At 60.7% G+C, this 26116-nt stretch carries 31 protein-coding genes and 1 tRNA gene; 16 read left to right on the top strand and 16 right to left on the bottom strand.

Annotated elements, in window-relative coordinates; translation table 11 throughout:
* The first annotated feature begins 355 nt into the window (after positions 1–355).
* Entirely contained in the window at positions 356–1612 is a 1257-nt protein-coding gene (locus NOV21_RS04860) for a hypothetical protein (RefSeq protein WP_283170076.1), read from the top strand.
* Between the two features lie 100 nt (positions 1613–1712).
* On the opposite strand, the gene rplQ is transcribed toward NOV21_RS04860, so the two are convergent.
* The 8 genes from rplQ to NOV21_RS04820 all read right to left on the bottom strand — a co-directional run bounded on the left by rplQ (position 1713) and on the right by NOV21_RS04820 (position 5917).
* Entirely contained in the window at positions 1713–2270 is a 558-nt protein-coding gene (gene rplQ / locus NOV21_RS04855) for a 50S ribosomal protein L17 (RefSeq protein WP_283170075.1), read from the bottom strand.
* Positions 2271–2282: 12 nt separating this feature from the next.
* Positions 2283–3233: a DNA-directed RNA polymerase subunit alpha gene (locus NOV21_RS04850; RefSeq protein WP_283170074.1), complete on the bottom strand. Its 951-nt coding sequence runs from the start codon at positions 3231–3233 to the stop codon at positions 2283–2285.
* 32 nt (positions 3234–3265) lie between these two features.
* On the bottom strand, positions 3266–3859 hold the full coding sequence (rpsD, locus tag NOV21_RS04845; protein WP_283170073.1) for a 30S ribosomal protein S4: 594 nt from the start codon (positions 3857–3859) through the stop codon (positions 3266–3268).
* A 19-nt stretch (positions 3860–3878) separates the two neighbouring features.
* Positions 3879–4277, bottom strand: a complete 399-nt coding sequence (rpsK, locus tag NOV21_RS04840; protein WP_283170072.1) for a 30S ribosomal protein S11 — start codon at positions 4275–4277, stop codon at positions 3879–3881.
* A gap of 9 nt (positions 4278–4286) precedes the next feature.
* Positions 4287–4658 (bottom strand): 30S ribosomal protein S13, encoded by a 372-nt coding sequence (gene rpsM, locus NOV21_RS04835; protein WP_283170071.1) that lies wholly within the window; start codon positions 4656–4658, stop codon positions 4287–4289.
* A 22-nt stretch (positions 4659–4680) separates the two neighbouring features.
* A complete protein-coding gene (rpmJ, locus tag NOV21_RS04830; RefSeq protein ID WP_006363204.1) occupies positions 4681–4794 on the bottom strand; it encodes a 50S ribosomal protein L36 in 114 nt (37 codons plus the stop codon).
* Between the two features lie 72 nt (positions 4795–4866).
* Positions 4867–5085 carry a translation initiation factor IF-1 gene (gene infA / locus NOV21_RS04825; protein WP_283170070.1) on the bottom strand — a complete coding sequence of 73 codons (219 nt, stop codon included), beginning with the start codon at positions 5083–5085 and terminating at the stop codon, positions 4867–4869.
* Between the two features lie 268 nt (positions 5086–5353).
* The gene (locus tag NOV21_RS04820; RefSeq protein ID WP_283170069.1) at positions 5354–5917 is read right to left on the bottom strand and encodes a shikimate kinase; all 564 of its coding nucleotides are present in this window, start codon (positions 5915–5917) and stop codon (positions 5354–5356) included.
* Between the two features lie 167 nt (positions 5918–6084).
* On the opposite strand from NOV21_RS04820, the gene NOV21_RS04815 reads away from it, so the two are divergent.
* The 11 genes from NOV21_RS04815 (at position 6085) to NOV21_RS04765 (ending at position 14126) form a co-directional block, all read left to right on the top strand.
* Entirely contained in the window at positions 6085–6207 is a 123-nt protein-coding gene (locus tag NOV21_RS04815) for a hypothetical protein (RefSeq protein ID WP_283170068.1), read from the top strand.
* 218 nt (positions 6208–6425) lie between these two features.
* A complete protein-coding gene (locus NOV21_RS04810) occupies positions 6426–7229 on the top strand; it encodes an MBL fold metallo-hydrolase (protein ID WP_283170247.1) in 804 nt (267 codons plus the stop codon).
* Between the two features lie 80 nt (positions 7230–7309).
* Positions 7310–7385 (top strand) — tRNA-Lys (locus NOV21_RS04805).
* Positions 7386–7516: 131 nt separating this feature from the next.
* Positions 7517–8182, top strand: coding sequence for a DUF3793 family protein (locus NOV21_RS04800; protein ID WP_283170067.1), 666 nt, complete (start codon positions 7517–7519; stop codon positions 8180–8182).
* 45 nt (positions 8183–8227) lie between these two features.
* Positions 8228–8647: a flavodoxin gene (locus NOV21_RS04795; RefSeq protein ID WP_283170066.1), complete on the top strand. Its 420-nt coding sequence runs from the start codon at positions 8228–8230 to the stop codon at positions 8645–8647.
* Positions 8648–8898: 251 nt separating this feature from the next.
* Entirely contained in the window at positions 8899–10014 is a 1116-nt protein-coding gene (locus NOV21_RS04790) for an FAD:protein FMN transferase (protein WP_346428529.1), read from the top strand.
* A 271-nt stretch (positions 10015–10285) separates the two neighbouring features.
* Positions 10286–11650, top strand: coding sequence for an SPFH domain-containing protein (locus NOV21_RS04785; protein WP_283170065.1), 1365 nt, complete (start codon positions 10286–10288; stop codon positions 11648–11650).
* A 129-nt stretch (positions 11651–11779) separates the two neighbouring features.
* Entirely contained in the window at positions 11780–12034 is a 255-nt protein-coding gene (locus tag NOV21_RS04780; RefSeq protein ID WP_283170064.1) for a GNAT family N-acetyltransferase, read from the top strand.
* A gap of 129 nt (positions 12035–12163) precedes the next feature.
* The gene (locus NOV21_RS04775) at positions 12164–13087 is read left to right on the top strand and encodes a putative ABC transporter permease (protein ID WP_283170063.1); all 924 of its coding nucleotides are present in this window, start codon (positions 12164–12166) and stop codon (positions 13085–13087) included.
* Between the two features lie 132 nt (positions 13088–13219).
* On the top strand, positions 13220–13591 hold the full coding sequence (locus NOV21_RS04770; RefSeq protein WP_283170062.1) for a phage holin family protein: 372 nt from the start codon (positions 13220–13222) through the stop codon (positions 13589–13591).
* 133 nt (positions 13592–13724) lie between these two features.
* Complete coding sequence (locus NOV21_RS04765; protein WP_283170061.1) at positions 13725–14126, top strand: hypothetical protein; 402 nt, start codon at positions 13725–13727, stop codon at positions 14124–14126.
* 69 nt (positions 14127–14195) lie between these two features.
* Here the strand turns inward: NOV21_RS04765 and NOV21_RS04760 are convergent, their stop codons facing one another.
* The 8 genes from NOV21_RS04760 to NOV21_RS04725 all read right to left on the bottom strand — a co-directional run bounded on the left by NOV21_RS04760 (position 14196) and on the right by NOV21_RS04725 (position 23190).
* Positions 14196–14819, bottom strand: coding sequence for a response regulator transcription factor (locus NOV21_RS04760; RefSeq protein WP_283170060.1), 624 nt, complete (start codon positions 14817–14819; stop codon positions 14196–14198).
* An 8-nt stretch (positions 14820–14827) separates the two neighbouring features.
* A complete protein-coding gene (locus tag NOV21_RS04755) occupies positions 14828–15808 on the bottom strand; it encodes a sensor histidine kinase (RefSeq protein ID WP_283170059.1) in 981 nt (326 codons plus the stop codon).
* Entirely contained in the window at positions 15805–17520 is a 1716-nt protein-coding gene (locus NOV21_RS04750; protein ID WP_283170058.1) for a histidine kinase N-terminal 7TM domain-containing protein, read from the bottom strand. The genes NOV21_RS04755 and NOV21_RS04750 overlap by 4 nt, the downstream gene beginning before the upstream one ends.
* Before the next feature lie 339 nt (positions 17521–17859).
* Positions 17860–19152 (bottom strand): Ni/Fe hydrogenase subunit alpha, encoded by a 1293-nt coding sequence (locus NOV21_RS04745; RefSeq protein WP_283170057.1) that lies wholly within the window; start codon positions 19150–19152, stop codon positions 17860–17862.
* A gap of 4 nt (positions 19153–19156) precedes the next feature.
* Positions 19157–19903: an NADH-quinone oxidoreductase subunit B family protein gene (locus NOV21_RS04740; protein WP_283170056.1), complete on the bottom strand. Its 747-nt coding sequence runs from the start codon at positions 19901–19903 to the stop codon at positions 19157–19159.
* The gene (locus NOV21_RS04735) at positions 19904–20734 is read right to left on the bottom strand and encodes an FAD/NAD(P)-binding protein (protein ID WP_283170055.1); all 831 of its coding nucleotides are present in this window, start codon (positions 20732–20734) and stop codon (positions 19904–19906) included. It abuts the gene before it with no gap.
* The gene (locus NOV21_RS04730) at positions 20731–21777 is read right to left on the bottom strand and encodes a 4Fe-4S dicluster domain-containing protein (protein ID WP_283170054.1); all 1047 of its coding nucleotides are present in this window, start codon (positions 21775–21777) and stop codon (positions 20731–20733) included. Before NOV21_RS04730 ends, NOV21_RS04735 begins: the two co-directional genes overlap by 4 nt.
* Positions 21778–22086: 309 nt before the next feature.
* Entirely contained in the window at positions 22087–23190 is a 1104-nt protein-coding gene (locus NOV21_RS04725) for a 3-oxoacyl-ACP synthase III family protein (RefSeq protein ID WP_283170053.1), read from the bottom strand.
* 144 nt (positions 23191–23334) lie between these two features.
* On the opposite strand from NOV21_RS04725, the gene NOV21_RS04720 reads away from it, so the two are divergent.
* The 4 genes from NOV21_RS04720 (at position 23335) to NOV21_RS04705 (ending at position 26101) form a co-directional block, all read left to right on the top strand.
* Entirely contained in the window at positions 23335–23802 is a 468-nt protein-coding gene (locus NOV21_RS04720; protein ID WP_283170052.1) for a MarR family winged helix-turn-helix transcriptional regulator, read from the top strand.
* Between the two features lie 142 nt (positions 23803–23944).
* A complete protein-coding gene (locus NOV21_RS04715) occupies positions 23945–24166 on the top strand; it encodes an acyl carrier protein (RefSeq protein ID WP_283170051.1) in 222 nt (73 codons plus the stop codon).
* A 5-nt stretch (positions 24167–24171) separates the two neighbouring features.
* Positions 24172–25155 carry a nitronate monooxygenase gene (locus tag NOV21_RS04710; RefSeq protein ID WP_283170050.1) on the top strand — a complete coding sequence of 328 codons (984 nt, stop codon included), beginning with the start codon at positions 24172–24174 and terminating at the stop codon, positions 25153–25155.
* Complete coding sequence (locus tag NOV21_RS04705) at positions 25145–26101, top strand: ACP S-malonyltransferase (protein WP_283170049.1); 957 nt, start codon at positions 25145–25147, stop codon at positions 26099–26101. Before NOV21_RS04710 ends, NOV21_RS04705 begins: the two co-directional genes overlap by 11 nt.
* Positions 26102–26116: the final 15 nt, after the last annotated feature.

Genomic DNA, 26116 nt, shown 5'->3' with positions numbered 1-26116 from the left:
ATCCGTCGGGATACGTCAGGATACCGCATCTTCTGCGATACGAGTTATGCAACGTGAATCGGATAGCGAAGCCAACCCCGGTGTAAAGTCAACGGTAAGGCAAATCGTCGCAGAAGATGTCGGCGCGCAAACGCCCCTGCCACTAGGCAAGCATCTCCAAAAGGTGACGGGCAACCGGGTGACGAGCGATGACGGCCAGCCAACCGGTGACAGCCAACCGTATTGTTTGTCACACGGAATCGCGTGACAAACAATACGGTTGGCTGTCACCGGTTGGCTGTCACACGTTGGCTGTCACACATACGGTGGGGGGTGCGGTTGGCTGTCGCATTCCGCGCGCCCGAAGGAGGCAATCATGGACCGGAAGAAAGCCATCAAATTGGGAATCGGATTCGCGACTGGTAGAAAGAGCTTCCGGAAGACCTTGAAGAGCTACGTGTACAACTGGAAAGAATCGGGTTTGACGGAAGACGAGAACGTCTCCTTGAACCTCTTCGTCGCATACGACACGACATACAGGAACGCCAAGCGCGGCGACTTCGTCAACCTCAACCCCAAGATCGACGAAGACATCGATGGAAAATTCTTCATCTCGAGGGAGAGCATCGAACGGGAATCCGAGAAGCTTATCGAGAAGGGGATCATAGGCAGCGCAGAGTCTGCCGGGATCTTCGCAAAAGGATATGCCGCCCAGCGCAATGCGGCGATCTACGCCGCCGTGAAGAACGGCATGGATTACCTGATTTTTCTCGACGATGACGAATACCCGCTTGCGGTCACGCGCGGCATGAAGAGCGCTGTGTGGAGCGGGCAGCATGTGCTGGAAAGCCATATACGCAATCTCGAGGGGGCAGATTACACCAACGGGCACCACTGCGGGTACATATCCCCCATACCTTACGTGGAGTATGACGATACGATGACCGAGCGGGATTTTCGCTCGTTCATCGAGGCCATAAGCAACGACATCGTGAACTGGGACAAGATAAGGAATGTGATGGAGGACGGTGGCGTGACCTATGCGGACAAAACGATATTGGTCGAAGACGAGGTCCCCGAGATCAACAACTCCAAATTCATCTCGGGGTCGAACCTCGGCATAAACCTCACCGACCCCCGCAGGCTGCTCCCCTTTTACAATCCGCCCGGGGCACGCGGCGAGGACACCTTCCTCGGCACCTGCCTACATGAGCGAAAGGTCGTGAAGGTGCCTTGCTATACCTTCCATGATGGATTCGCATCGTATAACCATCTGCTGGAAGGCGTGCTCCCGACGAAGCTGAAATGCCTGAAAGCGGACAACCCGAAGATCGTGGAGCGCTTCTATCAAGCCTGCATCGGCTGGATCAGGTACAAGCCATTGTTCCTCTACATCACCCAGCCCGATGAATACGGTGAGAGGATAGCGACGATCCGCAGGCAGCTGGAAGAGGTTCTGCCTAAGATCGCCGGCTACTTCGACCAGCCGAAGTTCCTCAACATCCTCCCAGAATTGAACAGGTTCGACAGGAACGTGGCGAAGCACTATTCCGATTTCACGATGGCGCGCCATGCCTGGTCGAAGATAATGGATCACCTTGCGGAGTCGGCCGCAACACGGGCATCGGTATAACGGCGGCAGAAAGAATATATAAGGGGCATTGACCTGCGTCAACGCCCCTTGGCAGGATACCCATGCATCCTTAAATCTTTACCGCATCTGATTGCGGAGTCTATTCGGCCTTCTTCTCCTCCGCCTCGGCGACTTCTTCGGAAACGTCTTCGGCGGCCTCGACGGCTTCCTCGATCGCCTCCTCAGCGGCTTCCTCAGCAGGTCCTTCGGCAGCTTCCTCGACCTTTTCCTCGGCCTTGGGAGCCTCGGCCTTCGCCTCTGCCTTGGCCTCGTTCACCTTCGCATCCTTCTTGCGAACCGGCTCGGTCACAAGCTCCATGATGACCATGGGGGCGTTATCGCCCTTGCGGTAGCCGAGCTTCATGATGCGCGTGTATCCGCCGTTGCGGTCCTGGAACAAACCTTGCTCGACCTTTTCGAAGACCTCGCGGACGAGCTCCTTGTCCTGCAACCATGCGATGGCGAGACGGCGGCTGTGAAGGTCACCCTTCTTAGCCCAGGTGATGATGCGGTCGACGTCGGGGCGAATCTCCTTCGCGCGCACGTCGATCGTCTTGATACGGTCGTTGGTGAACAGGGCCTGCACAAGGCTGCGGCGCATGGCCTTGGTGTGGCTGGCATCGGTGCCCAGCTTACGCCCCTTCTTGTAGTGTCTCATTTGGCTATTCTCCTATTGCTTCAAATTGAGGCCCATCGAAATGAGCTTGTCTTTCACTTCTTCGATGGACTTCGCACCGAAGTTGCGAATGTTCAGCAGGTCCGCCTCCGAGTAATCGACCAGCTGGCGCACGCTGTGAATGCCGGCGCGCTTCAAGCAGTTGTAGGAGCGAACCGAAAGGTCCAGGTCCTCGATCTGCTTATCCAGTTCGGCATTGGTCTCCTCGCCTTCGGGAGCGAAGATGGAAGGAGCTTCCTCGCCCTCTTCCTCGTCGGTCTCCACAAGCGACATGAATGCGCCCATGTACTGGGTGATGATGTTGGCGGCCTGGCACACCGCGTCAGTCGCCGAGATGGCGCCGTTGGTCTCGACCTCCAGCACCAGCTTGTCGAAATCGGTGCTCTGGCCCACGCGCGTATCGCCGATATGCTGGGCGACGCGCTTGACGGGGGAAAACAGGGAATCGACGTGGATGATGCCGATGGGGTCTTCCGATCGCTTATTCAGGTCCGCCTCGCGGTAGCCACGACCCACACCGATGCGAACGGCCATGTCAAGCTGGCCGCCGTCGGCGACCGTCGCGATGACGTGCTCGGGATTCACCAGAGTGAACTCGGTGGGAACCTCGAGGTCCGCTCCGGTGACTGTGCAGGGGCCCTCCGCGCTGATGTGCGCGGTCGCCTCGGCCACCTCGTCGTTCAACGGGGTGAAAACGAGACCCTTCACGTTCAGGACGATATCGGTGATATCTTCGATGACGCCTTCTGCCGTGGTGAACTCATGCTGCACGCCGTCGATCTGGATAGCGGTGGCAGCCGCACCATCGAGCGAATTGAGCAGCACGCGGCGCATGGAGTTGCCCAGCGTGTTGCCGAAACCGCGCTCGAGCGGTTCGACGATGAAACGGGTAACGGTATCGCTGACTTCTTCGGTGGTGATCGTAGGCCTCATGAACTCTGTCATATTGTATTAGCCTCCTTGTCCGCAGATGAGATTTACTTGGAGTAAAGTTCGACGATGAGCTGCTCGTTGATGTCCAAATCGATCTGATCGCGAGTCGGGAGGGACAGCACGCTGCCCTGAAGCTTCTCGATGTCAACCTCAAGCCAAGCCGGAACCTGCACGCGCTCGTTGGAGACCAGGGCGCTCTTGATCACAAGCAGGTCCTTAGCCTTCGGGGAGACGGCGATGAGGTCGCCGGGGCGTACGCGGTAGCTGGGCACGTCAACGCGCTTGCCGTTCACGGTGATGTGGCCGTGGGTAACGGTTTGACGCGCCTCTTTGCGGGTGCGGGCAAAGCCCAGGCGGAAGATGATGCTGTCCAGGCGGCTCTCGAGGATAGCCATCAGGTTCTCACCCGTGATCCCCGGCATGCTCTTGGCGCGGCGGAAGTAACCGCGGAACTGACGCTCCTGGACGCCGTAGATGAACTTGGCCTTCTGCTTCTCGCGGAGCTGCAAGCCGTATTCGGATTCCTTGCGACGGCGCTTCGGCTGGCGCTTCGACTGCTTGCCCGAGTAGCCGAGCACTACAGGATCGATGCCGAGCTGCCTGCAACGCTTCAGAACCGGAGTTCTGTTCACTGCCATATCTGTTCAGTCCTTTCAGTTAAACGCGACGACGCTTGGCCTGACGGCAACCGTTGTGCGGGATGGGCGTGCAATCCTGGATGCTGGAAACCTCCAGGCCGGCCGACTGCAGGCTGCGGATGGCGGTTTCGCGACCGCTGCCCGGGCCCTTCACGTAGACGGCGACCTTCTTCAGGCCATGCTCCATAGCGGTCTTTGCGGCGGCCTCGGCGGCCATCTGCGCGGCGAACGGCGTGGACTTGCGGGATCCCTTGAAGCCGACGGTGCCGCCAGACTGCCAGGAAACCACGTTGCCCGTGGGATCGGTGATGCTGACGATGGTGTTGTTGAACGTGCTCTTGATATGGGCGGCGCCAACGGTGATGTTCTTGCGTTCGGCGCGGCGGACGCGCGTGCGAACGTTCTTCTTCTGTGCCACTTAAGCCCCCTACTTGTTCTTCTTGCCGCCGATTTGCTTACGCGGACCCTTGCGGGTGCGGGCGTTCGTGTGCGTGCGCTGGCCGCGGACGGGCAGGCCGCGACGATGGCGAAGGCCACGGTAGCAACCGATTTCCATCAGGCGCTTCACGTTCTGGGTGACCTCGCGATGGAGGTCGCCCTCGACGGTGAGGTTCGCGTTGATGTAGTCGCGGATCTTGGCGAGATCCTCTTCCGCGATGTCGTCCGTGCGGACATCCGGGTTGACGCCGGTTTCCGCGAGGATCTTCTTGGAAGTGGACAGGCCGATGCCGTAGATGTAGGTCAAGCCGATCTCGATGCGCTTGCCGCGAGGGAGGTCGACACCAACAAGACGTGCCATATTCTGCTACTCCTCTTTCTTTCTAGCCTTGGCGCTGCTTATGGCGCGGGTTCTCGCAGATTACGAGCACCTTGCCATGGCGTCGGATGATTTTGCACTTATCGCACATTTTCTTGACCGAAGGACGTACCTTCATGATCTTGTCTCCTTTCGGAATGTGTGTCTATTGTCACGCCCAGCCGCAGGCGGTTGTTGTCGGCTGTCGTACTTACTTGAAGCGATAGGTGATGCGCCCGCGATCCAAGTCATACACGGAAAGCTCCACGGTCACCTTGTCTCCCGGCAGGATCTTGATGTAATGCATGCGCATTTTGCCGGATATGTGAGCCAAGATGTCGTGGCCGTTTTCGAGTTCCACCTTGAACATCGCGTTCGGAAGCGCCTCGACGACGGTTCCTTCGAGCTCGATGACGTCTTCCTTGCTCAAATGTTCCTCCTGCTCTGCAGTTGCTTCCTTTCGAAGATGACCGATATGGCACCCACCGCAAAGCAAAGTGGCGCATGCCGCGCCAAACGAAAAGCCCACCGAGGGCCTTTCACGGGCGGTCGAACGGCGCCCAGCACTCTACGGCGGATTCGGGGGAGAAGCGCTTTGCCCGGTGTACCATCCGCTCTTCGAAAAAACGAGGAGGCCGCCTGCCCGCAAAAGGGCGCACGACTCCCTCGAATCGCTTCGTTGATGAAGTATAGCCTGCTTATTCGTCCTTCATCAAAATTCCGTTTTCCAGGAGGATCGATTCCACCTCTTCGGCGATGTCCCGCACCGTGCGGCCGGTGGTGTCCACGTAGGCGTCGGCGGCAGCTTCGTAGAGCGGCTGCCGCTCGGCGATGGTGCGCCGCGCGTTCTCGATGTCTTTGAACAGCGGGCGGCTTGCCGTATTGGGGATGCGCGAAGCGGCCTCTTCGGCGGTGGCACCCAGAAAGACCACGTAGCCGGTGCGCTTCATGACGGCCACGTTGGCGGCGCGCTTCACCACACCGCCGCCGCAGCCGATGAACCGCGGGCTGCGGGATGAGAGGAATTCCAGATACTTGGTTTCCAGGTCGCGGAACGCATCCTCGCCCTCTTCGGCGAATATATCGGCGATGGCGCGATCCTCTTGGAGCTCAAGGTACTCGTCCGCATCGATGCGCGGCAGCGAGAGCGTGTTGGCAAGGTACCCGCTGATCGTGGTCTTCCCCGCTCCCATGAACCCGATGAAATACACCGGCCTCGTCAGTTCGTAGCCGCCCGCATGCCTGCGCTTCACTTCGCTCATGGGGTACTCCTTATATAAGTACGCACGGACCTGTTCACTCCATCCGACTGGAGTGCCCGCATTGTAGCACTTTGGGCTCATATGGGAAGGACCCTGCCCGACCGGGCATGGATTCCGAACGGACCGAACAGACCGTCCTTACGACTCGTTCGCATGCAGGAATTATTGTGACGCGCGATGCGAAAGGATTCCCGCATTCTCCCGTTCCCGCCATCGCCCCCTCTGATTTCCTCACCCTTCTCGAGGAACGCTACGGCGTCGTTTACGGAGAGATCAAGACCACGGGCTGAACCACCCAGGTACTCGCGGCCGGGAATCCACCCGTTCACGAAGCCGTCGAGAATATCACGAGCTCTGCCGGACGATCGCACGCCGACTCGTGCGCCTCGCCGACTCTTCCGTATCGTCGTCGATTCCTGTCTGCCCCGCCTGCCGCACAGAATGTAAATCTGCCGAACGTTTCCGTGCTTTATACTCGCTTCGTGCAACGAAGGGAGCGCTCGTGAAGATGACGATGCTTGGCACCGGCCATGCGATGGTGAAGGAATGCTACAACACCTGCTATGTGCTGCATGGCGACACGCAGGGAGGTCCCTTGATGGTCGACGGAGGCGGCGGGAATGGCGTGCTACGCCAGCTGGACCGTGCGGGGTTCGACCCGAAGCGACTTCCGGACATCTTCGTCACGCATAAGCACGTAGACCATATCCTCGGCATCGTTTGGATGATGCGCGTAATCGCGTCGGCGATGAACTCCGGCCGGTATGAGGGGGAAGCCCGCATCTATTCACACGACCAGGCGATCGGCATGCTCGACCGTATGGCGGAAGGCCTTTTGCAACCGAACGAGTATGCCCAGGTGGGAAAAAGGCTCCATCTGGTGGAAGTGCGCGATGGCGAGGAGCTTGAAATCGCCGGTCGCAAGATGGAGTTCTTCGATATCCAGTCAACCAAGGCGAAGCAGTTCGGCTTCCGCATGACGCTTGCCAGCGGCACGCAGGTGGTGTGCTGCGGGGACGAGCCGTGCAGCGCTGCCGGCGAGCGCTATGCGAAGGGGGCGGACTGGCTGTTTCACGAGGCGTTCTGCCTGAAATCGCAGGCGGACGCATACAAGCCTTACGAGAAGCACCATTCCACCGTTGCGGATGCGTGCGAGCTGGCTGAGCGGCTCGGCGTGGGAAATCTTGTTCTCTACCACACCGAGGAGCAGAACCTCGCCGATCGGAAGAGGCTCTACCGAGCAGAAGGCGAACCTCTGTTCAGCGGAAACCTGCATATCCCCGATGACCTGGAGACCCTCGAAATCGACTGACGCTATCTTCGCGACGCGTGGGTTATTGACCGAAACGAACCGCACGGGTAACATATCCAACTGCGCAAAATAACGCATACGGGCCCTTAGCTCAGTTGGTAGAGCAGGGGACTTTTAATCCCAAGGTCGGGGGTTCGAGTCCCCCAGGGCCCACCACCTTATTCACGCATGCCAGCCGTCCGATTCGGCTGGCTTTCTTTTTTTGCCTTCAAAGCCCTTGCACCTATAGTTAGATTACCCTAATATACCCATTCGTTAGGTTCGTCTAACTAAAAGAGAGGCTGCCGATGGAAACACAGGCCACCGAGATGATGTGCGAGCGATTCAACTCGAAAATCGTGCATTACTGCGCGCCGACGCTGGCGGCGATCAAGCCGTCCAACCTGTTCACGGTGTCCTTTCTCGACGACCTTCCCCACATCCCCCTGGAGACGGACCGCGCCAAGCGCATCATGCGCTCAGGCCTGGCGCCGGCGATGCGCGGTGCTACAGCGGAATTTTCCTCCACCGACGTCGCAATCCGCGTGCTGGCATTGCGTCGCGACAACGCTCTGATATTCGTATTCCGTCCCCAGCTCGTGGAACGCGTGCTGGCGGATCCTCGCACGGCGGCATACCTCCGCGAGCTCGGATACGACACCTCGTCCCTCGGCACCTGCCTAACGCAGCTCGCCCGCAGGTTCCGCGCGTACGACAGGTCGGTCCGCACCGCGAACAGGCAGCCCTTCCCGCATGAGATCGGCTTTTTCCTCGGATATCCGCACGATGACGTGATCGCCTTCATCGAGGGGAACGGAGAATGCGTGTGCTCCGGCTGCTGGAAGGCGTACGGCGACCCCTGCAACGCCCAAGCGTGCTTCGACGCGTACCGCGCGTGCGTGAAGCGCATGGATGCACTCCACGCGAGCGGCATTCAGATAGGCCAGTTGGCAACCATGACGCTTGCGTCGTGAGAGTCGAATACAAGCAAGAGAACGAAAACGATGGGAGAAAATGAAATGAGCAAAATCGCAGTGGTGTTCTGGAGCGGATCCGGAAATACCGAAAAGATGGCGGACATCTTCGCCGAAGGTGTCAAGGAGGCAGGCGGCGAGGCCGAGATCCTGCAGGCGCGCGACTTCGACAGCTCGATGGTCGGCGATTACGATGCGTTCGGCTTCGGCTGCCCCGCCATGGGCGATGAGGAGCTCGAGGAAACCGAATTCGAGCCGATGTTCTCCGATGTCGAGCATGAGCTGGGCGACAAGAAGACCGTGTTGTTCGGCAGCTACAGCTGGAACGACGGCGAATGGATGGACAACTGGGCTTTCCGCGCCTCGAATGCCGGCGTGAACGTGGTGGAGACGGTCATCGCGTACGAGGCCCCCGGCGTCGACGAAACCGCCGAGCTGAAAGAGGCAGCCGCCAAACTGCTCTAGGGAACCGCTGATATATTCCGCCTTGGCCGGGAACGACATGCTGGCGCCGGAGCGGCTCGATCCTCGTTCGCGCACGTCAGCGCGCTCGCTCGCCTTTCGCCGCCCCGGCACTCAGCCCGCCGTCCCCGGCCAAGGCGGAATTGATCAGTGCTTCCCTAGACAATATCTTCCGACTCGATTGGAAGCGCCGCCCTCAGGCGGCGCTTTTTCACGTCCCAGGGAGGGGTCCGCGTCGCGTGTTTTCTGCTAGGATGGGTGCGAACATGGCGCAGGTGCTTTCCGACATACCGCTTGAAGATGAGATATCGATTGCCGGGCCCGACGGCGATTCGCGTTGGACATGCTCGTTCTTCGCATTCAATACAGCGATAGGCGTCACCGCATACGCAGACCGTTCCGATCCGAACCGCATACGCGACGTTTTTCACGCAGTTGCGGCCAGATGCAGACGGCTTGAGAGGCTATTCAGCAGGTTTCTGCCGGAAAGCGATATCATGCGCCTCAATAACGCATGCGGATCGTGGGTAGCCATCTCCCGTGAAACCTACGAATTGCTCCGGGCCAGCCTGCGTTTCTGCAAGGCAAGCGAAGGCGCATTCGATATCACCATGGGGACAGTTTGCGCATTATGGGATTTTACGAGGGGCATTATCCCGGATCGGGAAGACGTCGAGCACGCCCTTGCCCATGTGGACTGGCACTGCATCGAGTTGCGGGAAGACGGCGGATGCCGAACGGACAGCATGCCCAACGTAGCGGATACCCTTTCGTCGGAGGGGACCTCTGGAAGATATCGGGGGCGGATGGCAGACCCCGCAGCCAAGTTGGACGTGGGAGGGATAGCCAAGGGATGGATCGCAGACGACCTTCAAGCCCTGATGCAATCGCATGGTGTTGCCTGCGGCATCATCAACTTGGGAGGCAACGCGCTCGTTTTCGGCGAGAAGCCGGACGGCGAGCCATGGCACGTGGGTATACGCAACCCCTTCGAAACCCAACAGGTTCTTTGCGCCCTGTCGATCTCGGAGGGCTCTGTGGTCACGAGCGGCCCCTATGAGCGTTTTTTCGAGAAGGGGGGCCGCCGTTATCACCACATCCTCTCTCCGCGCACCGGATTCCCAGTCGAAACGGATCTCGCAAGCGCCAGCATCATCAGCAGACGGTCGATCGATGGAGATGGCTATTCGACCACGATGTTCTCATTGGGCAGCAAGCGCGCGTTGCATATGGTCGACGATCTTCCGGATATCGAAGCCCTGTTCGTGCGCTCCGACGGAAAGATCCTGATCTCTCGCGGATTGCGTTTAACGGACCAATCGGCGGATGGTCAGCCTTTCCTCGCGCTGCGCAGCCCAGCGTGCATTTGAGACGTAAAGGGAAACGCGTCCTTCCGACCAGGGGCATCCCCGACGCGGAAGATTGAAGTAAAACTACTCTATAACGTGTCGGCGATAGTTCGTCGGGCTTGATATACTGGAAAAACGTCGGGGATGCCGACTGCGAGCACAGCGATGGCATACACAATCACTGCACGCCATCGCCAAGTCAGCGCCGATGCAACCGAAGCCTTAATACAGCCAGGTTGGCGCTCGGCCTGAACGGGCTCGATCCGTCGCAACGTGAGAAGGAAGGCGAAACATGGGTCTCATCAAAGTCGCATTCGGTTCTGTCGGCGGGGCGCTGGCCGATCAGTGGAAGGAAATGATCTACTGCGAAAGCATTCCCTCCGACATACTGGTCGTGAAGGGCAAGAAGCGCACGAGCGGTCGCAGCAGCAACACGCGGGCCGAAGACAACATCATCACAAACGGCAGCGCCGTGGTCGTGAACAACGGGCAAGCGATGATCATCGTCGAGCAGGGCAAGGTCATCGAATTCTGCGCGGAACCGGGCGAGTACACGTACAACAACGAACTCGCGCCGAGCATTTTCACCGGAAACATGGGCGACGGCATCGCAGCGACGTTCGCAAACATCGGAAAGCGGTTCACTTTCGGCGGGGACACCGGCGTCGATCAGCGTGTGTACTACTTCAACACCAAGGAAATCATCGGCAACAAGTACGGTACGTCGAATCCCGTCCCGTTCCGTGTCGTTGACCAGAACATCGGGCTGGACATCGACATCAGCGTGCGCTGCAACGGCGAGTACTCGTACAAGATCACCGACCCCATCTTATTCTACACGAACGTGTGCGGAAATGTGGATTCCGACTATAGTCGCCGCGAAATCGATTCTCAGCTGAAAAGCGAGCTGCTTACCGCCCTGCAACCCGCATTCGCCGAGATCAGCGCTATGGGTATCCGTTACAGCGCCGTTCCCGGGCACACCACGGAACTCGCCGACGCGCTGAACAAGGCGCTTTCCGCTAAATGGCGCGAGTTGCGCGGCATCGAGGTCGCCAGCTTCGGCGTGAATGCCATCGCCGCAAGCGAAGAAGACGAGAAGATGATCAAAGACCTGCAGAGCCGCGCCACCATGCGCGACCCCCGCATGGCAGCCGCGGTTCTTGCTGGCGCGCAGGCGGACGCTATGGTGGATGCCGCGAACAATCAAGGCGGCATGGGGGCCATGGGCGGCTTCATCGGCATGAACATGGCCCAGCAGTCGGGCGGCATGAACGCGCAGCAGATGTTCGGGATGGGCAGCCAGCCGAACCAAACCCAGTACGCTACCGCGGCCGGCGGCGGCTTCCAGCAGCCCGCCCAGCAGCCTCCCGCAGAGGGCTGGAAGTGCCCCCAATGCGGAACGACCAACACCGGCAAGTTCTGCCTCGAATGCGGCGCCCCCAAACCCGCGCCGAAACAGGACGGTAGCTGGACCTGCCCCAACTGCGAGACCTCCAATACGGGAAAATTCTGCAAGGAGTGCGGCACGTCCAAGCCTGCCGCGACGGCGAGGTTCCGCTGCGATAAGTGCGGCTGGGAGCCGGAGGATCAGAGCAACCCGCCGAAATTCTGCCCGAACTGCGGCGATGTGTTCGATGACAACGACAAGGGATAGCGCAGACAGAACCGGGGCAGCGATCCGCCAAGGGCAGATTCCCCGCGTCGTGAACGGACCGCTACAGAATCTCAGCACGCCCCGATGCACCTTCTTGGCATCGGGGCGCTCTAATCCAAAGGACAACCCATGGAGTTCACGCACGAGCCAGGACGAATATACACCACGGATGATCAAGGGAAAGTGTTGGCCGAGGTGACGTTCGTCAGCGCCGGCGGCACGTCCGACATCAACCACACGTTCGTCGACGAATCCCTCCGGGGCACGGGCGTGGCGGGAAAGCTGGTGCAGGCGGCAGTCGACCAGATCGAGAAGGAAGGCAATCGGGTTTCCGCAAGCTGCTCGTTCGCCGCTGCATGGATGAAGAGGCATAAGGCCGACTAATCTCGCCTCCTTCACACCGTCCACATGTTTTATCCGCGCCGGTTGCCGCACCGACGCGGATTTTCTGTTCTAATGGAAGCAGACTCGATCGACTTCAAGGGGTCGGACATCCCCGAGAAAGGTCAATGAATGTTTTGGTCCCTCATCAGCCTGCTGGCCGCAGGCCTTATCATCGTCGGAATTTGGCGCATCATCGTCGAATTCTGGACGTGGCTCGCTCGCGGCAAAAAGCTGCACGGCATCGTCGAGGAGGAGCGCGTCGACGAAAGCGTGCGCATCGCCATCGCGGAAGCGGACCGGCTCGATGCCGAACGCAAGTTGAGAAAAGCGAAGGTAAAGAAACGGCGCCTCTCGCGCGAGGAACGCAAGCTGGTCATCTCGGCGCGCAAGGCGGAGCGGAGGATATTCTTGGACAACCTGCGTATCGGCTGGTATCAGGTGGTCATGCTCTTTCTCATAGGCAGCGTGCTGGGGCTCGTACTGGAGGAGATCTGGATGTTCATCTCCGCCGGACTCACGCAGAGCCGCGTCGGATTGGTGTGGGGTCCGTTCTCGCCTTTATACGGATTTGGGGCGCTGCTGCTCACGCTCATAACGTTTTCCCTACGCAAACGCAAGGTGGGCCTGTGGGCGGTCTTCCTGATCTCCCTGGCTTTAGGCGGCGGCCTCGAGCAGGTGACCGGATGGGGCATGGAAACCCTCTTCGGGCTGATCAGCTGGGATTATTCTGGGGTGCCGGGACATTTGACCAAATGGGTCGCCGTGCCGTTCCTGATATTCTGGGGCGTGCTGGGCATCGTATGGTATGAGGCCATCATGCCGCAGCTTCTGTACGTGATAGGGATCCCCACAACGCGACGCCAGGTGATCTTCGTTTCGCTGCTCGCCCTGTACCTTTCCGCCGACATCTTCATGACCGTCAGCTGCTTCGCGCGGCAAAACGAGCGCATCGAGGGGATCCCCCCGCAAACGCCCCTCGACCAATGGATCGACGACAACTACACCGACCAGTGGATCGCGGGCAGGTTCCAAAACCTCGAATCCGTCAAGTAGATCCACATCCAACGGATCCTATCGGGCGGATCAAGGGGATTCACCGCCCCATCGCATATTGTCAACAGAACCGTTGCGTTCCCGCCCCTCGCTGGAAACGGGCATACAATCCACTCGAAAGAAAGGATTGCCATGAATTTCGTGCTTCGCTGGCTCGGATGCTTCGTCGCCATCGCATTTGCCGTTTGGATCGTTCCCGGCATATCCATCGTCGGAACCGGCAGTTGGTGGCCGCTTGCCGCAGTGGCGCTTGTTCTCGCATTGATCAACGTATCCATCAAGCCCCTGATGCAGCTGCTGAGCCTCCCCATATCCATCGTCACGTTCGGGCTGTTCGCCCTTGTCGTGAACGCACTCATGCTCGAATTGGCAAGCGGGATCGCAACGGGGATCTTCGGGGTGGGAATCTCCATCGCTTCCTTCGGTTCGGCATTCGTTGCGGCAATCATCATCAGCATCGTCAGCGCCATCGTGAACAACCTCACGGGCGTGGACAACAGCTGACGAGGACGGCGCGCGCAGCAATCGCCAAATACTTTGAAAATAGAGTCGTTCTACTCTAGAATCGACGGCTTCTTTCTCGGAAACTGCAGATGAACCCGCAATGGCTCGAAAGACGCGAAGAGAGAGGATCGCCATGAAAGCAGCCACCAAAAGATCGTTGTTCGCCGTTTTGTTGGCGCTTGCTGTAGCAGCGTGCATTGCGCTCGTCGGATGCGGGGATAACACCGCAAAATACAAGGAGAAATTCATCGGAACATGGAATCTGACCGAAATGACCAGTCCGGACACCGGAACCATCACCGCTGATGACCTGGCGCTCTTCGGCATGACCGTTACGATGACGATCACCGATGACGGGAAAGCGAAGCTTTCCATGCTCGACGAGTCCATGGAAATGGAATGGAAGGTCGACAACGAGAAGCAAATCACCCTCAAGGATAACGAGGGAGCGACGGGATCCTTCAAACTGGGGGACGACGGATTGCTGGTCGGTGAGGAGGACGGTACCTCAATGACCTTCAAGAAGGCCTCGTAGGCGCCGAACCGCCGTTCCGCCCTCCCCGGCCTCCGAGAAATCGGGCGCCGGGGATTTTTATGCGGAGGCCTATATACCGTTGATCACGATGCCGGAATCGACCGCCGCGCATGCCAGCATCGTCCGCGTCTTAAACCCCGTTTTGTTCAGCATGCTCTGCACGTTGTTGCCCACCGTGCGCGGGGAAAGATGCAGGCGTTCGGCTATCTCCATGTTGGTGACGCCCGTCGTCAGCTCGCGGAGGATGCGGACTTCCAAGGGGGTCAGGTCGCTCGAATGCACCTCTCCGAAGCACACGTCGGGAGACGCGGACGGGTAGATGCTCTTCCCCTCCATGGTCTCGCGCATGACATGAAGCAGCTCGGCCTCGCCGGTGGTCTTGTACCAGAAGCTTTCCACGTGGGCGTTTTTGGCGCGGGCGATGAAATCGACTTCGGGCTGCGAAGTGACGATGAGCACTTTGACGGCGGGGCAGCTGCGCTTTATCTTGGCAGCCGCATCAAGCCCGCTCGCCTGACCGGCAGTGCAGACGTCCATGAGCACCAAGTCGACATCGTGCCCCAGGCACCACGCTTCGGCGATCGCCGCACTCGAAAGGGTGCCTGCTACGGTGAAATCGCTCGAACCTCGCACATACTGGTCGAAGAAATTGCTTGCCATCGGATCATCTTCGACGATTAACACGCTATGCATCGCCCCTCCTATTCCGGTAGTTCGATTTCGAGCGCGAATCGGGGGCTCGTCTCGATGCGCATCGCGCCCTCGGCCTTCTCCACCCGCTCGCGAAGGGATGACAAGCCGCCGCCCTCCACGATGGGCTTCTCGGGGACCATCCCATCGTTTTCCATCCGAATGCTCCAGCATCCTCCGCATCGCGACCCCGCGATGCGCAGTTCGCTGCCGTGCGCATGCCTCAGCAGGTTGGAAAGCGCCTCCCCGCTCGCAGCATATACAAGCTCCGCCGCGCGACCGGAAACGGGAAGCTCCCCTGCCATCATCACGTCAACGCCAGCCGACCTCGCGGTCTCCTTGAGCTGATCGACAAGGTCGTCTGGCGTAACGGGTTCCGCCTCCTCCGACATAATGGATGCCGAAAGCCGCCATCTATCCCAAACGCTCTCGAGCCGTCGTTCGAATTCGGCGGTTGCCCCCGCATCCCCGAATTCGCGAATGAGAGCCCGCGTTGTCAGCAGCAACCGCCCCAACTCGTCATGCGTGTGGATTTTCCGATCCAGCAGCTCCCGGTCGCGAGTGAACTCGGCCACATCCGCCGAGTACGCACGCAGGCGGGCTCCCGCCTTCTCGAGTTCGGCATTCTCCTCCCTCAGCCGTTCATTCAAGCGAATCGAACGCGTGACATCATGCGCTCGAATCTCCCATATGCGCACGCCGTGATGCACGGCAGGAGTCCTTCGAAACCGCCATAACGTTGCATCCGGCAACCTGACGAGCGGTTCCTTGCCGGCTTCGACAACCCGCGCCCGCGTTCCGAACTCGCCCTGCGTCAAGCCATCCCAGAACAAGCCCGCATTCTGCATAGGGCGCTCGAACAGGGCATGGCACAGGAGATCCATCCGATCGTTCACGAGGATGACCATGCCGTTCATCTGGGCGAAGGCAATGCCGCTCGGCAGTTTGTCGATACCCTCCTTGATGGAGCTTTTTCCGGGAATCGAGGTCACGGCAACGACCCTTCTGCCGGGATGAACAGATCGATGTTCCAGACCCCTTCGTCGTAGAAGCTGTCAACGCCCCCGCCCAGGTCGTCGATCGCCCGGTACGCAGCCGCATCGCCCCATACCAGAAGTGGTGCATGGTCCATCTTGCCCGCAATGAACCCCGAATCGGGCCCGAGGGGCATCTCAAGCTGCAATCTCAGGCGCAGGCCCGCCTCGCACGGCTCGATGCACGCAAGCAGCGCCGACAACGTGGGATACATCCTCTGGGCAACCATCTGGAAGAAGTCGTATGCGCACTCGACGTGGCGCAGCGGAAGCGTTGCGTCCCCGGAAAGCGAGACCCCGCACGGGACTCCGCCGAGGCGAAGGCAGTCGCACGATTCGCGCATGCACCACAGCAGCTCCTCCGCTGAGACGGTCTTGTCCCATTCCCCCATGATGATCAGATTGCTGCGCCGCTTGATATAGGCTCCGACGATGCATGCCATCTTCAATATCTCCACGCGCCGGCCGGTATCGAGGTTGCGATTGTCCATGAGCAATGCGAGACGGGAGAACTCGTCCGCCATCTCCGTGGCAGCTCGGCCGTACAGTTGGTTGCGCGTATCCGTTATCGCCTGTTCTTCACGCAAAGCAATCTGATGCCGCATCAATTCCTGTTCGTCGACGAGCTCGTGGGAGCGCTCCTCGATCTGCCGTCTTATATCCAGCTCGGTGGACGCATCCTCCAACCAGATGAAATACCCATCGGTGATTGCCTCCCGATGGACGATGACACCGCTTTCCACCTCGAAGGTCCCATCCGATTCCAAAGCGGCTTTCACGATTTCCTCGCTCGGGGCGTTTTCGGACGCGTAGACGATTGCGCCTTCCTCATCCGTGACCGCGGCGCTTAACGATGATACCTGGAACAGGGTGTCGTAATCGCGGTTCGCATGGATAAGTCCGCTTGAAATGAGGCTCTCCCATTCCAAGGCTATCAAGCTGCAGTACACGATGGTCATGTCCAACCAGGCAATCAACGGATACGCCACCGTATACGCCACCCCCAAGGCAACCACCACGAGGGGGAGGCATACGATTTTTCGGCTTTCCGGAACATGGCTCCCCGCGAAAACGAAGTAGGCGATCGCGAGCATGCAACCCCCGGCGAAGATGAGGATAATCGGCCGGAGCGGACCGTACAGGTAGACGGCATCGCTCCAAGGAATGGGTTCGGGGAACCGGAACGCAAGCTGATGCACATCGTTCGTGAGCACAAGTAGCGCCAACGTCCCCGCCGCAACGAGCAGGACAACCTGGAGCCTACCGGAACACCATCCCCCGGCCTTGGCGAGCGAAGCCGTGCAGACAACGCCCAAAGCGGGCAGAAAGCAGATGGGGATGTAATACAGATACCACAGCGCGCGACCGGCATCGACGCTTTGGACCACATAGAATTTCGCCGTGCGCACGATGAGCCAATACACCATCAAGACGACCATCAACGCAAAGTATCTACGTACCGACCGGCTCATCAGGTTCCGGGCGCGGTATGCGCCCCACGCCACGATGACGATGATGAACGCGGCGTCTCGAAGGATATGGACCGTTCTATCGAAGGGTTCGGAAAGATAGGAAGCAATGAAGCTTGCACCGGAATAAAGGCATATCGCGACCAGCAGGGCAAAAAACATGCGGTAGTGGAGAATCGTCTGCTTGATCCTCTCCCCCATGCGCCCTCCCATCGCCCGCGATCGGCCGGTCGTTCCCGTCAAGGCAAAGGTGGCAGGTTCGCCCGCCGGGGAACAGAGTCGTTTGACTTTATTCTGGCATACCCTGCGCAAAATGCATGCGGGTATCCGGAAATCAGCTTCGGAACAGGAAATCGGAAGCGGCAGGCGCATCCCATCGCAAGGGCATATGGTGGATGGGAAAACATCGCAAGAGGAAGCCCGAAGCCCAGCCGCCCCGTGGCAACCGCGGCAAACCCGGGTCATCCCCCCGCCCGGCAACTGCAAGAGGGGCGAGCGCGAAAAAGCGCTCACCCCTCTCTTCCCATGCGGATCGGCAGGCTAGTGGGTGCTGCAGGAGATGCACGGATCGTATGCGCGCACGAGCATCTCGAGGGCCAAGCGGGTCTCGTCCTCCGTTTTATCCTGATCCATCAGCCATGGAACCAAGGCGTCGAAGTCCCTCTGGATATTGCCGTGGTTCTCGTTGGTGGGGATGACGATATCGCCCGCCACGCAGTACCCGTCCTTATCGAACGCGTACTCGTGGAACAGCAAGCCGCGCGGCACTTCCACCGCCGCGTGCCCCACACCGTAGCGCGTGAGCTTGCCGGGCCGTTCGAACACGATGCCGTCGGCGATGAGCTCGTCGAGGATGCGCAACCCCTCGTAGGCCATATGCACGACCTCAACCACCTGCGCGACCGTGTTGAAATACGGGTTGGTGCAGATGGGGGCGATGCCCAGCTTCTCCGCCGCCCGCTTCGCCTCGGGGGCGAGCAGATCGTAGTTCACGTTCAGGCGAGCGAGGGCGCCGACCTGGTAGGAATCCATGCGGTTCTTGGTGTACTTCGCAGTGGAGCGGGGATCCATGTACTCGTTGGTGCATTTCCGGTAATCCCCCACGCCGTACACGGCGCAATCGCCGTCGGGCAGGATCGTCTCCACGTATCCGTCGTACAGGCCATACTCCTTCACGTTGCCGAGAGCCATGTACTCGGTGGGGCGGCTGAACGGCGGGATGGCACCGGCCAGCGCCTTCACGGTGTCGACCGTGGCCTCGAGGTCCGGCAGGGCAGCGGCGAGCTTGTCGCGCATCCGCTGTAGATCGCGCACGGTGGGCACGCTGGAGAAACCGCCGGGCACGATACTGGTGGGATGCGTTGTGCGCCCCGCCAACATGCAACCCCATTCATGCGCTAAGCGCTTCAGGCGCAAGGCGCGCTGCACCAACTCGGCGTTATCGGGGAGCAGGGCGAACGCGCTCGGCGCGCCCGCGAGGTCGGGTGCGGCCAGCACGTAGATATGCAGTACGTGCGAGTCGAAGTTCTCCGCCATCTTCAGCAGCTTGCGCAGCTGCACCGTCTGGGGCGACACCTCGATGCCCATGGCGTCCTCCACCGCTTTGAGCGATACGAGGGAATGCCCGACCGAGCAGATGCCGCAGATGCGGCTGACGATGCGGGAGACCTCGGAATAATGACGGCCACGCACCAGGGCCTCGAAGAAGCGCGGCGCCTCGGGGACGATCCAGTCGCACTGCTTGATGACCCCATCGACCACTTTGACCTTGATGTTTCCATGCCCCTCCACGCGCGTGACGTGGTGGACATCTACATTGATATTCTGTCTCATGATGTTAACCCCTTAGGTTCGCCGTGAACATGCGGGTCTTGCTGATGGCTCGGGCTTGGCTCATGCCGCCTCGCTCCATCAGCACCTTCTCGAGCGACGCCAAGCTGGCATCGGCCGAGAAACCGCGACACGCCTCACAGGGGATTCCCGCCGCCGGGCAGGGGGCGCCGCAACCTGCGCGCGCGACCTGGCCCATGCAGTAGTCGCCTTCGTCGTAGCGGCACACCGTTCCCCGGCGCTTGCACTCCACGCACACCGGGTACGTGGGGATGAAGGGGCGCTTGCCATGCAGAAGATCGGTGAGGATTTGGACGAGCTCGTACTTGTCCGCCGGGCAGCCGGGGACCTCGTAGTCCACGTCGATGACGGCGGAAATGGGCCGGGCGGGGCTGCTGAGGACCATGGGGTCGGTGGCGTGCTCGCCGTACACGACCTCGTGGTAGTCGTCCTGATGGTTGCGCAGGGCGTTGATTCCGCCCGTGCACGCGCAGGCGCCGTAGGCGATCACCGTGCGGGCGCGGCGGCGGATATCCATCAGGCGCTCGCGATCCATCTCGCGCGTGAAGCTCCCCTCGACCAACGCGATATCGATGCGCTGCGTGGTCGTTTCCGACATCGCCTCGCGGAATTCCACCAAGTCAACGTGTTTGAGCAGCTCGAGGATCGCCTCGTCTCCCAAGTTCGTGAATTCGATTTGGCATCCTTCGCATCCCGTGAAGTCGAAGAACGCCAATGTGGGTTTCTTCGCCATTTAAATCGCCTCCGGGATTTCTTCGAGATCCTTGTAGTTGAACACCGGGCCGTCGATGCAGCAGTAGCGGTCGTTGATCTGGCAATGGCCGCATTTCCCCACACCGCATTTCATGCGGCGCTCGAGGTCGACGTATATGTTCTCGTCGGGAACGCCGATCTTCTTGAGCTCCATGACGGTGAATTTGAACATGATGGGGGGTCCGCAGATGATGACCTTGGTGTCCAAGGGCAATTCTACCTCGGGGAACAGCGTGGTGATGACACCCGTGTGCCCCTTCCACCGATGGTCGCCCACATCCACCGTCTCATGGTAATCCACATCGGGGGATTCCTTCCACAGGGCGCGGTCCTCGTCGAAGAGCAGCGACTGCGGGTCGCGCGCGCCGTAGAAGAGGGTGAAATCGTCGAATCGGTCGCGACGGTCGAGGATGTACTGGATCAGGCTGCGCGTGGGGCAGATGCCCAGGCCGCCGGCGACGATGAGCACCTTCCGGCCGAACAGGGCGTCCATGTCGAATCCGTGGCCCAGGGGGCCGCGCACCATCAAGGAGTCGCCTTCCACCTTGGAATCGATGGCCCCGGAAACACGGCCGACCTTGCGCACGACGATGTCGAAGGTATCGGGGCGGGTGGGACTGGAAGCGTATCCGATGGGGATCTCGCCGTACCCCATCACGCCGACGTCGAGGAATTGCCCGGGGCTGAACTCCATGGGCTTGCCGTCGGCCATCTTCAGCGTGAAATGGCGCTCCACGCTCGTCGGTTGCACATAGCTTTGGATGATCGCCTTACGCGGGACGAACAAGCTCTCGCATTTGCAGTCGCTCATCGCTCCACCTCCATCACCGCGTTGATCACCTTGACCGGATCGGCGATGCGCGCCGTGCACGCACCGGCGCACCGCCCGCACCCTGTGCACGCGGGGCCGCCGACGCGGCTGTTGAGGTAGGTGGACTTGCGCATCAGGCGATGGCGGAAGCGCTCGTAGCGTTCGCCGCGGAAGTTCTCCGCGCCGCCGCCGGCGAGCGTTGTGCTTGCGAAGTCGCAGGCCATGCATGAGTCCCAATACCGCGTGCGGTCGCCGTCGACCTGGTTCAGATCCCAATGGTCCTGCACGTCGAAACAGAAGCAGGTGGGGCACACCAGGTTGCACGAACCGCAGCTGAAGCAGCCTTCCGCAAGGGTCTTCCATATGGGGACGTCGTCGAATTCATCGCGCATCACGCGGGCTATCTCCTCGGACGAGTGGTGCAGCCTATGCTCGCACTTCCCCATCACCGAATCGTTGACCTGGCGCGCCGCGTTCGTCTCATCGAACACGGCCTCGCGGAAATCTCCCAGCTCGACGAGATCCCGGCCCTTGTCGGTGTAGACGTCGAACACGTAACCGCCGTCGATCTTGGTGAGGAAGGCATCCATCCCCTCGGCTTTCATCTCGGTGCCGACGGTATCCCAGAACGCCCATTCCGAGATGTTCCGGATGTTGCTGGCGACGATCGTGGTCTCCCGGCGCTGGGCGAGGTAGTCGCCGTCGCACTTCGGCTCCGTCATGAGCTTGTCGACGATGTCGATGCCCTTGACGTCGTAGAAATGGACGCCGAGCAGGACGGTCGGCACAGGAGCGATGCACGACGCGACCTCATCCCCATCGAATGACAGCAATTGCTGAACCGGTGGGAAGAACACCTTTTTCGGAGGTAGGATGGTGACGTCGAAATCGAGCCTCAGGTCCTCCGCGCTTTCCAGCGTGGCGTAATCGAACTTGTCGCGCTTCGCAGTGGGGCCGACCGTTCGATACTTCGCGATGATGGCATCGACGAAACTCCCGAACCTCCCTTCTTCGATATAGTAACTTGCCCGCTTCTCCGCCATAATTCCTCCTCCTCATCGATTGAGCCGCCGCGATGCGAAGCCCTCCTCATGCGTTTCAAAACAACGCATCGCGGGCGGAAACTCATTCTCCCGCGGCGTATTTTACCTTCACCGAGTCGTAAATGGCAGGATGTACCCGCTAGACGGGCCGAAAAATAGGGGAGCAGCAGAGCGCCGCGAGCGGCTCCCGCTTCTCCTTTTCGAAGACTTAAACCTATGACCTGCGGCTATAGATTGAAAACCCCATTTCAGGCAGCGAGAGCGCATGCGGGAGGCACGGGCCGGCCGACGCGCGGAGCGCGGCGGGCGCTACGCTTCGAAAAGGAGGGCGCCGCTCGTCAAACCGCCGCCGAAACCGACGATGACCACGCGATCGCCCTGCCCTATCTTCCCCAAGGAATACGCGTCGCAGAGCGCGATGAGCGCGCTCGCGGCACTTGTGTTGCCGCACTCCCCGATGGAGAGCTGGAACCGCTCCAGCGGCAGGCCCATTTTCTTCGCCACATGGGCGATGATGCGCTCGTTGGCCTGATGGGGAACGATGCACGCCAGGTCGCCCAGGTCGGTTTCCCCGCGCCTTGCCGCCTCCTCGATCGCCTCGCGCACGGCGGCGGTGGCGAACTTGAACACCTCGCGCCCCGCCATTCCGATGTACGGGGTCATGCCGTAGGGGATCCGGTATGCGCCGCCGCGCTTGCCAACCCCTTCGGCATCGAAGGGGGGTTCGCCCGGCCGGGGCAGGCCCAACGAAAGCGTCAAATCGGGATCGTCGGTGTTCTTCAGGAAGGTGGAGATGATCCCCCTCCGATCGTCGCGCCACTCCAAGAGCACGGCACCGGCGCCGTCGCCGAACAGCACGCACGTCGAGCGATCGCCCCAATCGACCACGCGGCTCAGGCGCTCCACCCCCACCACGAGGGCACGGCGCACGGGATTGCACCTGCCGGGCGCGGCGGCAGCGGCGCGCATGAGGCCCTCGGCAACCGACAGCCCGTACACGCAGCCCGAGCAGGCGGCGTTCACATCGAAGGCGACCGCGTTCGAAAGCCCCAGCCGCATCTTCACGAGCGCTGCCTGGGAGGGGATCGCCGCATCGCCGGACACCGTCATGCACACCACGAGGTCGATGGTCGCCGGATCGATTTGTCCGCCTTTGCATTCGCCGGATGCCACATGCCCATGCCAGCCGGCAGTTTTCATTCCCTGGGGCACGCGCGGCTCGATCCCCATCGCCGCCTCGCACGCGGCAGACGCCAGGTCGGTTGCGGTCTCCCCAACGGCGATGCGCCGTTCGTGAATGCCCGTCCGCTTCACGATCCACTCATCGTCCGTTTCCACAAGGGAGGAAAGGTCGTCGTTCCGCACCCGCAACGCCGGTAGAGCTTTTCCGCAGCCGATGAGTGAAGCGCCCATGCATTCCCCTTTATGAGATAATTGTTGCGTTTTACACCCTTTTAGTTAGTTTATCTAATTAAACTATCGAAAGGCATGAGGGGTTGCAATAACGCACATGCGACCTCCATCGAAACGCAGGCATCAACCCGAGAAAGCGCGATCATGGCCGAACCGAACCAAGCAATGGCGGAGCAGAACCTCACCTTGGACGATCTGTTCTCCGGCACCTTCCAATCAGTTATGAACATAGAAGAGCGCGCGTTGGATAATCGCCTGACGAAGGGGCTCTCCATCACCGATATCCACACCCTCGTTGCCGTGGGTCTGCACGAGAAGAATCCGATGAAGGTGGCGGCGGCGCGCCTTGATGTGACGCTCGCCACGCTGACGGTTGCCATCAACCGTCTGGAGAAGATGGGCTACGTGCGACGCGAACGGTCCGATCAGGATCGGCGGCAGGTGCTTCTGTCCCTTACCGCAAGCGGACGCAAGGCATTCCTCGCCCATCGGCTTTTCCATGAAAAGATGATCGCGGCCGCGGTCGAGGGCCTCAACGAAGCGCAGCAGAAGGCCTTGGCCGCGGCGCTCGCCCATGTGAAGCGCTTCTTCGACGAGCAGGCGAAGGCATAGGCTTTCCCCGCATCTTGCGCCGAGGGACCCCTCTCAGTCTGTCGGATTCATGAAGTGCTTGCACGCGCCAAAACGACTTCTTATGATACTTTTGCTTAGTTCGTCTAACTATTTGCATGCCTAATAATCGGAAGGTAAGACAATGAACTCAATGGATATCATCAAAGAATCCCTGCAGGAGAACCTGGACATCGAGCCGGAAACGGTCACGTCTGAGTCCACCCTGGACTCCCTGGACATCGACTCGCTCGACATGACGGAGCTCATCTGCGATATCGAGGAGAAGTGCGACATCGAGTTCGGCGAGCTGGAAGGCGTCCAAACCATCGGGCAGCTTGCCGAGCGCATCGACTCCCTGAAATAACTGCCATGAAAACGCGCATCACCGAACTTCTGGGCATCCAAGCCCCCATCATGCAAGGCGCCATGGCGCGGATCGCCGACGCCTCGCTTGCCGCGGCGGTCAGCGAAGCCGGCGGGCTGGGCATCATCGCCTGCGGCGGAGCGCCCCTCGACTGGGTGCGGAGCCAAGTCGAAGCAGCGCGGAAAGCCACCGACAAGCCCATCGGCGCGAACGTAATGCTGATGGACGAGAACGCCGGCGCCCTGGCCGAACTCCTGTGCGAGCTGCGCGTGGACGCGATCACCACGGGCGCCGGCAGCCCGTCCCCCTACATACACATGTGGAAGGAAGCGGGCATCAAGGTGATTCCCGTGGTCGCCAGCACCGCCCTCGCGAAGCGGATGGAGCGTCTGGGAGCGGATGCCGTCGTTGCCGAGGGAACCGAGTCGGGCGGCCACGTGGGAGAGCTTGCCACCATGGCGCTCGTGCCGGCGGTGTGCGACGCGGTGTCGATCCCCGTCATCGCTGCGGGCGGCATAGCCGATGGACGGGGCATGGCGGCGGCCTTTGCCTTGGGCGCCGAGGGCGTGCAGTGCGGCACGAGGTTTCTGACGGTCGAGGAATGCACCGTGGCGGATGCGTACAAGGAGAAGATCTTGGGCGCGAAGGATGCGGACACCGTGGTCACGGGCCGCGGGAGCGGGCATCCGGTGCGCTGCCTGAAGAACCGCTTCGCGCGCGCGGTCCGCAAGCTGGAAGGCGACCCCCTGTCGGGCGACGAGCTCGAGCGCATGTACGTGGGCAGCCTGCAACGCGCGGTATCGGGCGATGTGGAAAACGGGACGGTCATGGCGGGGCAATCCTCCGCGCTCGTCCACGCGAGGCTCACCGCCGCGCGCGTCATCGACGATATGGTCGCGCAGGCGGAGGCCATCTGCGAGATGCCGCTGGAAGAGCGGGCTCGCCAGGCGGCCGCGCGGGCAAAGGAGGCTGGACGCGATGGAGACTAGCAACGCATCCCGCTGGGTGTTCATGTGCTCGGGCCAGGGGTCGCAGAAGCCGGGCATGGGCGCAGGCCTGACATTCGACCCCGCGGTCGCGCGCGTGTTCGCATGCGCGTCCGACATCTTCGGAATCGACGTGCATGCGCTTTCGACCGACGCCCCCGCCGACATCCTCAACGATACGCGCAACGCGCAGGCGGTGATCGCCGCCACATCGATCGGTGTGGCGCAATCCCTGATGGAACGCGGCGTCGAACCGGGCGCGGCCATGGGGCTATCCCTCGGGCAGATCAGCGCGCTCGCCGTGTCCGGCATGCTCTCCGTCGAAGCGACGTTTCGGCTGCTGAATGCGCGCGCGGCGGCGATGGACAAGGCGGTTCATTCCCATGAAGGCGCCATGAGCGCCTTCATGAAAGGCTCCCCCCGCGAGGTGGAGGAGGTATGCGCCGCATGCGCTCAAGGCGACGTGCTGGCGGCGGCGAATTACAACACGCCCGCCCAAACCGTTGTCTCCGGCACCCCCGAAGCGGTGGCGCGAGCGGAGAGAGCATGGATCGAGAAGGGACACCGCGCGCGCCGCTTGGCAACGGCCGGCGCATTCCACAGCCCCCTCATGCAGCAGGCGGCGGATGAATTCGCCGGCTATCTCGCCAACGTCCATTTCGACGAGGCACGCATCCCCTTGATCTGCAACACCGATGCGCGCCCTCTGGACGCATCCTCGGCCCCGCAGCACCTGATCGACCATCTCACGCATCCCGTGCGTTTCGAGCAGAGCATCCGCTCCCTGAGCGAGCGTGGGTTCGAGAGGTTTGCGGAGGTCGGATACGGCGGCGCGCTCTCGAACCTGGTGAAGCGCATCCTGCCTGCGGCGGAAAGGACATGCATCCAGGATTCCGCTTCGATAGAAGCCTTCGCGCACGGCGATGTGATCGCTGCGACGTCCGCTTAACGAGAAAGGAACCGC

Origin of the sequence: Curtanaerobium respiraculi (genome assembly GCF_024609215.1) — a bacterium.
GTDB classification, from domain to species: Bacteria; Actinomycetota; Coriobacteriia; order Coriobacteriales; family Eggerthellaceae; genus Curtanaerobium; species Curtanaerobium respiraculi.
Note: the sequence above shows the minus strand (reverse complement) of the source record. Positions and strands in the feature narration are given on the sequence as shown.

Coding starts and splice junctions, on each gene's coding strand:
- NOV21_RS04860 (WP_283170076.1), top strand. CDS start 356: ATGGACCGGAAGAAAGCCATCAAATTGGGAATCGGATTCGCGACTGGT.
- rplQ (WP_283170075.1), bottom strand. CDS start 2,270: ATGAGACACTACAAGAAGGGGCGTAAGCTGGGCACCGATGCCAGCCAC.
- NOV21_RS04850 (WP_283170074.1), bottom strand. CDS start 3,233: ATGACAGAGTTCATGAGGCCTACGATCACCACCGAAGAAGTCAGCGAT.
- rpsD (WP_283170073.1), bottom strand. CDS start 3,859: ATGGCAGTGAACAGAACTCCGGTTCTGAAGCGTTGCAGGCAGCTCGGC.
- rpsM (WP_283170071.1), bottom strand. CDS start 4,658: ATGGCACGTCTTGTTGGTGTCGACCTCCCTCGCGGCAAGCGCATCGAG.
- rpmJ (WP_006363204.1), bottom strand. CDS start 4,794: ATGAAGGTACGTCCTTCGGTCAAGAAAATGTGCGATAAGTGCAAAATC.
- NOV21_RS04820 (WP_283170069.1), bottom strand. CDS start 5,917: ATGAGCGAAGTGAAGCGCAGGCATGCGGGCGGCTACGAACTGACGAGG.
- NOV21_RS04810 (WP_283170247.1), top strand. CDS start 6,426: ATGACGATGCTTGGCACCGGCCATGCGATGGTGAAGGAATGCTACAAC.
- NOV21_RS04800 (WP_283170067.1), top strand. CDS start 7,517: ATGGAAACACAGGCCACCGAGATGATGTGCGAGCGATTCAACTCGAAA.
- NOV21_RS04795 (WP_283170066.1), top strand. CDS start 8,228: ATGAGCAAAATCGCAGTGGTGTTCTGGAGCGGATCCGGAAATACCGAA.
- NOV21_RS04790 (WP_346428529.1), top strand. CDS start 8,899: ATGGGTGCGAACATGGCGCAGGTGCTTTCCGACATACCGCTTGAAGAT.
- NOV21_RS04785 (WP_283170065.1), top strand. CDS start 10,286: ATGGGTCTCATCAAAGTCGCATTCGGTTCTGTCGGCGGGGCGCTGGCC.
- NOV21_RS04780 (WP_283170064.1), top strand. CDS start 11,780: ATGGAGTTCACGCACGAGCCAGGACGAATATACACCACGGATGATCAA.
- NOV21_RS04775 (WP_283170063.1), top strand. CDS start 12,164: ATGTTTTGGTCCCTCATCAGCCTGCTGGCCGCAGGCCTTATCATCGTC.
- NOV21_RS04770 (WP_283170062.1), top strand. CDS start 13,220: ATGAATTTCGTGCTTCGCTGGCTCGGATGCTTCGTCGCCATCGCATTT.
- NOV21_RS04765 (WP_283170061.1), top strand. CDS start 13,725: ATGAAAGCAGCCACCAAAAGATCGTTGTTCGCCGTTTTGTTGGCGCTT.
- NOV21_RS04760 (WP_283170060.1), bottom strand. CDS start 14,819: ATGCATAGCGTGTTAATCGTCGAAGATGATCCGATGGCAAGCAATTTC.
- NOV21_RS04750 (WP_283170058.1), bottom strand. CDS start 17,520: ATGGGGGAGAGGATCAAGCAGACGATTCTCCACTACCGCATGTTTTTT.
- NOV21_RS04745 (WP_283170057.1), bottom strand. CDS start 19,152: ATGAGACAGAATATCAATGTAGATGTCCACCACGTCACGCGCGTGGAG.
- NOV21_RS04740 (WP_283170056.1), bottom strand. CDS start 19,903: ATGGCGAAGAAACCCACATTGGCGTTCTTCGACTTCACGGGATGCGAA.
- NOV21_RS04735 (WP_283170055.1), bottom strand. CDS start 20,734: ATGAGCGACTGCAAATGCGAGAGCTTGTTCGTCCCGCGTAAGGCGATC.
- NOV21_RS04730 (WP_283170054.1), bottom strand. CDS start 21,777: ATGGCGGAGAAGCGGGCAAGTTACTATATCGAAGAAGGGAGGTTCGGG.
- NOV21_RS04725 (WP_283170053.1), bottom strand. CDS start 23,190: ATGGGCGCTTCACTCATCGGCTGCGGAAAAGCTCTACCGGCGTTGCGG.
- NOV21_RS04720 (WP_283170052.1), top strand. CDS start 23,335: ATGGCCGAACCGAACCAAGCAATGGCGGAGCAGAACCTCACCTTGGAC.
- NOV21_RS04715 (WP_283170051.1), top strand. CDS start 23,945: ATGAACTCAATGGATATCATCAAAGAATCCCTGCAGGAGAACCTGGAC.
- NOV21_RS04710 (WP_283170050.1), top strand. CDS start 24,172: ATGAAAACGCGCATCACCGAACTTCTGGGCATCCAAGCCCCCATCATG.
- NOV21_RS04705 (WP_283170049.1), top strand. CDS start 25,145: ATGGAGACTAGCAACGCATCCCGCTGGGTGTTCATGTGCTCGGGCCAG.